Source organism: Streptomyces sp. NPDC058697, from assembly GCF_042715345.1.
GTDB classification, from domain to species: domain Bacteria; phylum Actinomycetota; class Actinomycetes; order Streptomycetales; family Streptomycetaceae; genus Streptomyces; species Streptomyces liliifuscus.
This window is the reverse complement of sequence record NZ_JBHXSU010000007.1, coordinates 157,291-164,067: the sequence shown is the minus strand read 5'-3', so window position 1 is coordinate 164,067 and position 6,777 is coordinate 157,291. Positions and strand designations below refer to the sequence as shown.

Sequence of the window (6,777 nt, the reverse complement as noted above, 5' to 3'; positions counted from 1 at the left end):
TTTTGTTTATCCTCGCGGGGGGGTGGGGGTGGGGGGGCGGCGGGGGGGGGGGGGGGCGCCCCCCGCGCCAGCACAGCAACTGTTTCCGCAGGCGGCGAGTCCGACGCCGTCGGCGCGTTCCGGTCGATGACGGACCGGTGGCTCCAAGGGTCTATCGTGTCGGCATGTCCGTCCCTGAACTGATCCGTATCGTCTCCCGCGACTCGCCCATGGCGCTGGCCCAGGTGAAGCGTGTCCAAGGCGAACTGGCAGCGCTCCACCCGCACTTGCGCACCGAAGTGGTGCCCGTGAAGACGACCGGCGACAAGTGGATGGGCGATCTCGCCCTCGTCGAGGGCAAGGGGGCGTTCACCAAGGAGGTCGACGCCGCGCTCCTGGCCGGCGAGGCGGACCTGGCGGTGCACTGCGTCAAGGACGTGCCCGCCGACCGGCCGCTCCCGGCAGGCACCATGTTCGCCGCGTTCCTCAAGCGGGACGACATCCGTGACGCCCTCATCCACCCCGGCGGACTCACCCTCGACGAGCTGCCCGACGGAACCCGGATCGGCACCTCCTCGGTGCGCCGCATCGCCCAGTTGGCCGCATCCCACCCGCATCTTCAGTGCGTGCCCTTCCGCGGCAACGCCAACCGGCGCCTGGCCAAGCTCGCGGCGGGTGAGGCGGACGCGCTGCTGCTCGCGGTCTCCGGCCTGGAGCGCATCGACCGCACCGACGTGATCAGCGAGATCCTCTCCCCCGAGACCATGATGCCGCCGATCGGCGCGGGCATCCTCGCCCTGCAGTGCCGCGAGGGCGACACGACGGTCATCGACACCGTCAGCGCACTCGGCGATCCGGACACCCACCGCGAAGCCACCGCGGAGCGCATGTTCCTGCACGTGCTCCAGGGCCACTGCAACTCCCCGATCGCCGGCTACGCCACGGCCGCACGAAACGGCGAACTCTCCCTGCGCGCCTGCGTTTTCACCCCGGACGGCAAGACCCAGCTCAACGCCCACGAGTGGGCCGGGCCTCTCGACCCCGCCACCCTCGGCACCTCCGTCGCGGTGGCCCTGCTGCGCCAGGGCGCCCGGGACCTGATCGACGGCATCGCCCACTGACGGCTCGGGTTCAGGTTCAGACTCAGGCTCAGGCTCAGAGCGATTCGCCGGGCGCCAGATAGCGGTAGCCGCTGTCGGTCGACTCGGCGAGCCAGGCATTGACGCTGTCCAGGCCGCGATCGTTGATCTGGGTGTACTTCGTGATCCGCATGGCGTCCCAACGTACGCCGCACGCCCGCTGGTTGCACGCTCCTGCCTCAGGCGGGTGCACGCTGGCGGTGGCCGCGAACGGGAGTCGTTGCGGGGGGGGTGAGCCGTCACGGCGTGGCGTCGGGGCCGCCCGGGTCGTTGGGGTGGGACTGGAGTGCGGTGACGGTGAAGGTCATCCACGGGCGGAGCGGCAGTGTGCCGAGCACCTTCGCGTGGAGTTCCTCCTCGTCGGAGGCCCGCCAGATGCCGATGCTGCGCAGTTCGCCGACCGGGCGCCAGAGCCGCGCCAGGTGGCCGGTGGCGGCGAGTTCCCGGGCATGGACGGCTTCGGCCGCGCGTCGCCGGTCGACCTCGTCCTGGCTGGTTCCCTCGGGGACGGTGGTCGTGATCTCGACCAGGAACTCTCGCATGACCCTGCTCCGCTCGATGAGGTGTCCGGCACTCGACGGGGTGTCCGACGGGAGCCGAGCGCCGCGACGGTGTCGCGTCCTGTGGTCGTCATCGTCCGCCTGCCACCAGGCCCGACGCCACGATCGGCTTCCTCGCTGCTGGTAGGTACAGCCTCCCACCGGACGTAGGATGGCGGGCGTGGAGTTGCGCCAACTGCGGTACTTCGTGGCGGTGGCCGAGGAGCTGAACTTCGGCCGGGCCGCCGAGCGGCTGCTCATCGCCGGCCCGTCCCTGTCCCAGCAGATCAAGGCACTCGAACGCGATCTCGGGGTGCGCCTCTTCGACCGTGACCGCCGTTCGGTGTCGCTCACCCCGGCCGGTTCCGCCCTGCTCCCCCACACCCGCGCCCTGCTGGAACGGGCCGACGACCTCCAGCACCGCGCCCGCCGCCTGTCCGGATCGGATCCGGTACGGCTCGGATACGTCAACTGGCTGCCGGCCGACCTGACCGCCCGCACCTCCGCCGTGGCCCAGCTGCACATCGACGCGTGGATCGCGCCCTCCCACACCCAGGCCGCCCGGGTCGCCGACGGCAGCCTGGATCTCGCCGTGTGCTGGGTGCGGTCCGAGGATGTGGAGCGGCACGGCCTGGAGGCCCGGCTCATCGGCGCCGACCGGCTCTACGCCGTCGCGGCCGGCGACGACACCGGCGAGGTGGCCGCCCGGGACACCGCTGTCCTCCTCGACGACGACACCACCTCGTGGTCCTCCTGGAACACCTACGCAGAGCAGCTGGCGCATGACACCGGGGCCCACGCGGTGCGCATCCTCGACGGCGGTATCACCGGCCCCGCCTTCTTCGACCACGTACGCCGCAGCGACCGCCCCGTCATCAACTCCCCCAAGGGGCAGACCACCCCGCTGCCGCCCGACCTCGTCCAGCGCCCGGTCGTCGCACCGGAGGTCTACTGGACCTGGTCCCTGGTCCGGCGAACCGGCGAGGTCCGCACCGCCGTTCTCGCCGTCGCCGACGCCCTCTGCGACGGAGTCGAAGACCTCGGCATCCACGGCCCGGCCGCCTGGCTGCCCGACGGCGACCCGCACAAGCTCTAGCCGACGCCGAGCGTCTCCCCGAGCATCATCCCGCCGGCCTGCGCTGGGAGCCCAGCCCTACCAGCTGGGAGGAAGCCGGTCCCGGCCATCCCCCCTCTGACCTTTGACTTCTCCCCCTGAGGCCGCCTACTTTCCAAATAGTCGACCGGTTGGCTAGTGGGAAATCGGTCGAGGAACTCGCACCTCACACCGGAGAAGGTCACCATGAACACGCAGCACCAGAAGGTCGCCGTCATCACCGGTGCATCGCAGGGCATCGGCGCCGGACTGGTCGACGCCTACCGCAAGCTCGGCTACGCCGTCGTCGCCACCTCACGCACCATCGCCCCCACCGACGACGCTGGCATCCTGACCGTCCAGGGCGACATCGCCGACCCCGCGACCGCCGAGCGCGTCATCGCCGCCGGCGTGGAGAGGTTCGGCCGCATCGACACCCTGGTCAACAACGCGGGTGTCTTCGTCGCCAAGCCCTTCACGGACTACACGCAGGACGACTACGCCACCGCGACGGGCGTGAACGTCACCGGCTTCTTCCGCATCACCCAGCTGGCTGTCGAGCAGATGCTCGCCCAGGGCGGCGGCCACATCGTCAACATCACCACCAGCCTGGTCGACAACGCCGACGCCAATGTGCCCTCCGTGCTGGCCTCGCTGACCAAGGGCGGCCTGCAGTCCGCCACCAAGTCCCTCGCCATCGAGTACGCCACCCGCGGCATCCGCACCAACGCCGTCGCCCCGGGCACCATCAAGACGCCCATGCACCCCGAGGAGACCCACGCGGTCCTCGCCGGCCTGCACCCGGTCGGCCGGATGGGCGAGCAGAGCGACATCGTCGACGCCGTGATCTACCTGGAGAACGCGCCGTTCGTCACCGGCGAGATCCTCCACGTCGACGGCGGCATGAGCGCCGGTCACTGACGGTCCCGTCGGTCCCAGCAGACCACCAGCCCCATCAGTTCCATCGGCAAGGAGAACCCGATGAACAGCACCACAGACACCGCATCGGTCCTGCGCGGCGTTCTCGACCGGTGGAAGGCCGCCGTCGACAGCCACGCGCCGCAGAAGGTCGCCGCCCTGTTCACCGAGGACGCGATCTTCCAGGGACTGCACCCCTACAGCGTGGGGCGCCAGGGCATCGCGGACTACTACGACTCCCAGCCCCTCGGTCTGACAGCGGCGTACCGGATCGTCGAGACGAGACGCCTCGCCGACGACCTCGTACTGGGTTATCTGAGCGTGGACTTCTCGTTCGCCGACCGGCCCACCATCACCGTCAGCCTCGGTGTGGTGGTCAAGCGCACGGAGGAGGACTGGTACATCAGCCACTACCAGGTCTCGCACCTCGACTAGTTGCCGTTCCCTCGTCGCCGTTCACCGAGGCGGTCGTGAGTGTTCCGGACGGTTGGGAACCGTCCGGAACACTCACGACCGCCGGGGGCAGCGGCGGCCTACCTGGCGAGTTCGGCCCGCACATCCAGCCGCGTCAGCTTCTGCGGGTTTCTCACCAGGTAGATCCGGGTGACCCGCCCGCCGTCCACCACGAGGCTCACCGCGGCCGGCTCGCCGTCGACCTCGACCCGGCCGGCGGGGGCGCCGTTGAGCCACACGGTCGTCGTCTCGAACGCGGTCACCGCCCGATCCGCTCGGGCGAGCAGCTTCGCCACCAGTTCGACGCCGTGGATCGGAGCCTGAACGGCGGCCACGATCCCGCCACCATCGGCGATCAGCACCACGTCCGGTGACATGACCTCCATCAGCTCCCGCAGTTGACCGGTGCGCAACGCGAGCAGGAAGCGCTCCACCACGGCCTGCTGCTCCGACCGGCTCACCTGTACCCGCGGCCTTCGAGCCGCCACATGTTCGCGGGCCCGCCGCCCGATCTGCCGCACCGTGGCCGCGGACTTCCCGACCACCTCGGCTATCTCGCCGTACGGCATCTCGAAGACCTCACGGAGTACGAACACCGCCCGCTCCGTCGGCCCGAGCGTTTCGAGGACGGTCAGCATCGCGATCGAGACGCTCTCCGCGAGTTCGACGTCCTCGGCGACATCGGGGCTGGTCAGCAGCGGCTCGGGGAGCCACTCGCCCACGTACTCCTCGCGGCTGCGCGCCACCGTCCGCAGCCGGTTGAGCGCCTGGCGTGTGACGACCCGGACGAGATACGCCCGCGCGTCACGCACCTGTGAACGGTCGACCTCGGCCCACCGCAGCCAGGACTCCTGCAGTACGTCCTCCGCGTCGGCCGCCGAGCCGAGCATCTCGTAGGCGACCGTGAACAGCAGGCTGCGATGGGCGAGGAAGGGATCCTCGGTCATATCGCCGTCGGCACCGCGCCGGGATTCTCCGAACGCGCTGCCAGCGGAATCCCGCACGCGTCGGAGAAGCCCTGCGACGTGATTCCGTGCGCGGTGTTGTTCCTGGTCGCCATGTTGGCGAAGCCGATGACCGCGGTGAGTTCGACCATCGCCGCCGGTCCGAGCCGGTCGAGCAGGCTCGCGTACAGCTCGTCGGTGACGGTCGTCGGTGTGCTCGTCATGGCCTCGGCGTACTCCAGTACGTCCCGCTCCAGCGGTGTGAAGACCTCCGACTCCCGCCAGCGCGGCACCTGGCTCGCCTTGGTCAGGTCCAGGTTCTTGTTCAGCGCCTGGAAGTAGTTGATGTCGAGGCACCAACTGCAGCCGACCTGTGCCGCGACCGCCATGTGCGCGAACGTCTTGAGCCCCTCGTCGGCCATGTCCCACTGGCTCAGCTTCGCTCCGATCTCCGTGGAGTCCTGAGCGACCTTGGGGTTGTGTGCCGTCACTTCGAAGGGTTCGGGCACGGCACCGAACTGCTTGATCGTGGTCTCCCTGAGCTCGGTGGGGAGCTCCGCCTTCGGAATGCGCAGTGTCACGATGTTCTCCTTGTCCGTCGGCCTGTTCGGCCTGTTCGGCCTGTTCGGCATGAAGACACCGCCGGGCCCGCGAATGTGACACCTCCATCGCTGCCTCGCTCAGTCGCCGCGACGGTTCAGGCGGGCGTGGAGCAGGTTGGGGTCGGTGGCGGTGAGGTAGGCGGCGCTGGGCACGTAGACGTCCTTGCCGCGGATCGCCACGGAGGTGGGGTTCTGCAGTCCGTCGGAGGAGTCCAGGACGGTGGTGTGCGCGCCGTCGTCGGCGATGCGCACGACCGTGCCGGGTCCGTTGAGCGCGGCCAGGATCTCGTTGCCCCGGCCGGTGAAGGCGAAGTCGTCGATGCCTTCAAGTCCGGTGGCCCTGACGGTCGGTGTGCCCGCACGGTGGCCGCCGCGGAGGGGAAGGCTCAGCACGGTGCCCTGGTCGAGGTTGGTCACCCACAGCGCGCCTTCGTGCACGCGTGCGCCATTGGCTCCGAGGAATCCCTGTGCGGCGAGCTCCGGTGCGGTCGACCAGGCCGTCGCCCGTCCGCCGTTCGCGGGGACTCGCCATACGGTGCCGAGGACCGAGTCCGTGATGTAGAAGGCCCGCGAGCGGGGATCGAAGGCAAGCCCGTTGGGCAGGCCGTCGGCGGGGAGTGCGGCGATGCGTTCCGGCGCCTTGCGCCCCGGCTTCAGCCGCCACAGGCCGGTCAGGTCCGCGGTGCCGGTTGCGTAGAGGACGTACAGGGTTCCGTCGTCGGTACGGACGAGCCCGGTGGTCAGCGGGAAGCCGAGCACCGGGGTGTGGACGCCGCCGTCGGAGGGAGCCGGCAGGGTTGCCAGGATCTGCGTGGCGCCGCCCCGGTGGATGCGCGCCACTTGGCGGGCGGCGGCGAAGGTGACGTCCACGGAGCCGTTCGGCTCGATGACGGCGTTCTCCGGCATCTGCCCCTGGGCCAGGTCGAAGTGGTTGACGATCCGGGCCTGGGACAGCGGCGCTGTGGCGGCCGCCGCCTCCGTCGCCGTGACGACCGTCACGAGGGAGAGGCCGGCGGCAGCGGCGGCGAGAACAGCGCTCTTGAGGTTCTTCTTCATGATTCCTTCAGGTTTTCGGGCATGACAAGGAAACGCAGTGACGAGAATGCTTCT

The 6,777-nt window shown here is 69.9% G+C and carries 8 protein-coding genes; 4 read left to right on the top strand and 4 right to left on the bottom strand.

From position 1 onward, the window contains the following. Positions 1-164: 164 nt before the first annotated feature. Positions 165-1,100, top strand: coding sequence for a hydroxymethylbilane synthase (gene hemC, locus ACFWXQ_RS19050; RefSeq protein ID WP_383956896.1), 936 nt, complete (start codon positions 165-167; stop codon positions 1,098-1,100). Between the two features lie 257 nt (positions 1,101-1,357). Here hemC and ACFWXQ_RS19045 read toward each other — a convergent pair whose 3' ends face one another. Beyond that, positions 1,358-1,660, bottom strand: coding sequence for a muconolactone Delta-isomerase family protein (locus tag ACFWXQ_RS19045; RefSeq protein ID WP_383956893.1), 303 nt, complete (start codon positions 1,658-1,660; stop codon positions 1,358-1,360). 169 nt (positions 1,661-1,829) lie between these two features. Between ACFWXQ_RS19045 and ACFWXQ_RS19040 the strand changes: the two genes are divergently transcribed. From ACFWXQ_RS19040 to ACFWXQ_RS19030, 3 genes are all read left to right on the top strand, one after another. Beyond that, the gene (locus ACFWXQ_RS19040) at positions 1,830-2,753 is read left to right on the top strand and encodes a LysR family transcriptional regulator (RefSeq protein WP_383956890.1); all 924 of its coding nucleotides are present in this window, start codon (positions 1,830-1,832) and stop codon (positions 2,751-2,753) included. Positions 2,754-2,957: 204 nt separating this feature from the next. Next, positions 2,958-3,671 carry an SDR family NAD(P)-dependent oxidoreductase gene (locus ACFWXQ_RS19035; RefSeq protein WP_383956887.1) on the top strand — a complete coding sequence of 238 codons (714 nt, stop codon included), beginning with the start codon at positions 2,958-2,960 and terminating at the stop codon, positions 3,669-3,671. A gap of 60 nt (positions 3,672-3,731) precedes the next feature. After that, on the top strand, positions 3,732-4,103 hold the full coding sequence (locus ACFWXQ_RS19030) for an SgcJ/EcaC family oxidoreductase (RefSeq protein ID WP_383956884.1): 372 nt from the start codon (positions 3,732-3,734) through the stop codon (positions 4,101-4,103). A 98-nt stretch (positions 4,104-4,201) separates the two neighbouring features. On the opposite strand, the gene ACFWXQ_RS19025 is transcribed toward ACFWXQ_RS19030, so the two are convergent. The 3 genes from ACFWXQ_RS19025 to ACFWXQ_RS19015 form a co-directional block, all read right to left on the bottom strand. Then, positions 4,202-5,068: an RNA polymerase sigma-70 factor gene (locus ACFWXQ_RS19025; protein WP_383953579.1), complete on the bottom strand. Its 867-nt coding sequence runs from the start codon at positions 5,066-5,068 to the stop codon at positions 4,202-4,204. After that, positions 5,065-5,646, bottom strand: a complete 582-nt coding sequence (locus ACFWXQ_RS19020; RefSeq protein WP_383953577.1) for a carboxymuconolactone decarboxylase family protein — start codon at positions 5,644-5,646, stop codon at positions 5,065-5,067. The genes ACFWXQ_RS19025 and ACFWXQ_RS19020 overlap by 4 nt, the downstream gene beginning before the upstream one ends. Before the next feature lie 99 nt (positions 5,647-5,745). Beyond that, positions 5,746-6,723 (bottom strand): SMP-30/gluconolactonase/LRE family protein, encoded by a 978-nt coding sequence (locus ACFWXQ_RS19015; protein ID WP_383953575.1) that lies wholly within the window; start codon positions 6,721-6,723, stop codon positions 5,746-5,748. Positions 6,724-6,777: the final 54 nt, after the last annotated feature.

Excerpts from the sequence above, each read along its gene's own strand:
- ACFWXQ_RS19015 (WP_383953575.1), bottom strand. The coding sequence starts at position 6,723 with ATGAAGAAGAACCTCAAGAGCGCTGTTCTCGCCGCCGCTGCCGCCGGC.
- ACFWXQ_RS19045 (WP_383956893.1), bottom strand. The coding sequence starts at position 1,660 with ATGCGAGAGTTCCTGGTCGAGATCACGACCACCGTCCCCGAGGGAACC.
- hemC (WP_383956896.1), top strand. The coding sequence starts at position 165 with ATGTCCGTCCCTGAACTGATCCGTATCGTCTCCCGCGACTCGCCCATG.
- ACFWXQ_RS19025 (WP_383953579.1), bottom strand. The coding sequence starts at position 5,068 with ATGACCGAGGATCCCTTCCTCGCCCATCGCAGCCTGCTGTTCACGGTC.
- ACFWXQ_RS19030 (WP_383956884.1), top strand. The coding sequence starts at position 3,732 with ATGAACAGCACCACAGACACCGCATCGGTCCTGCGCGGCGTTCTCGAC.
- ACFWXQ_RS19040 (WP_383956890.1), top strand. The coding sequence starts at position 1,830 with ATGGCGGGCGTGGAGTTGCGCCAACTGCGGTACTTCGTGGCGGTGGCC.
- ACFWXQ_RS19035 (WP_383956887.1), top strand. The coding sequence starts at position 2,958 with ATGAACACGCAGCACCAGAAGGTCGCCGTCATCACCGGTGCATCGCAG.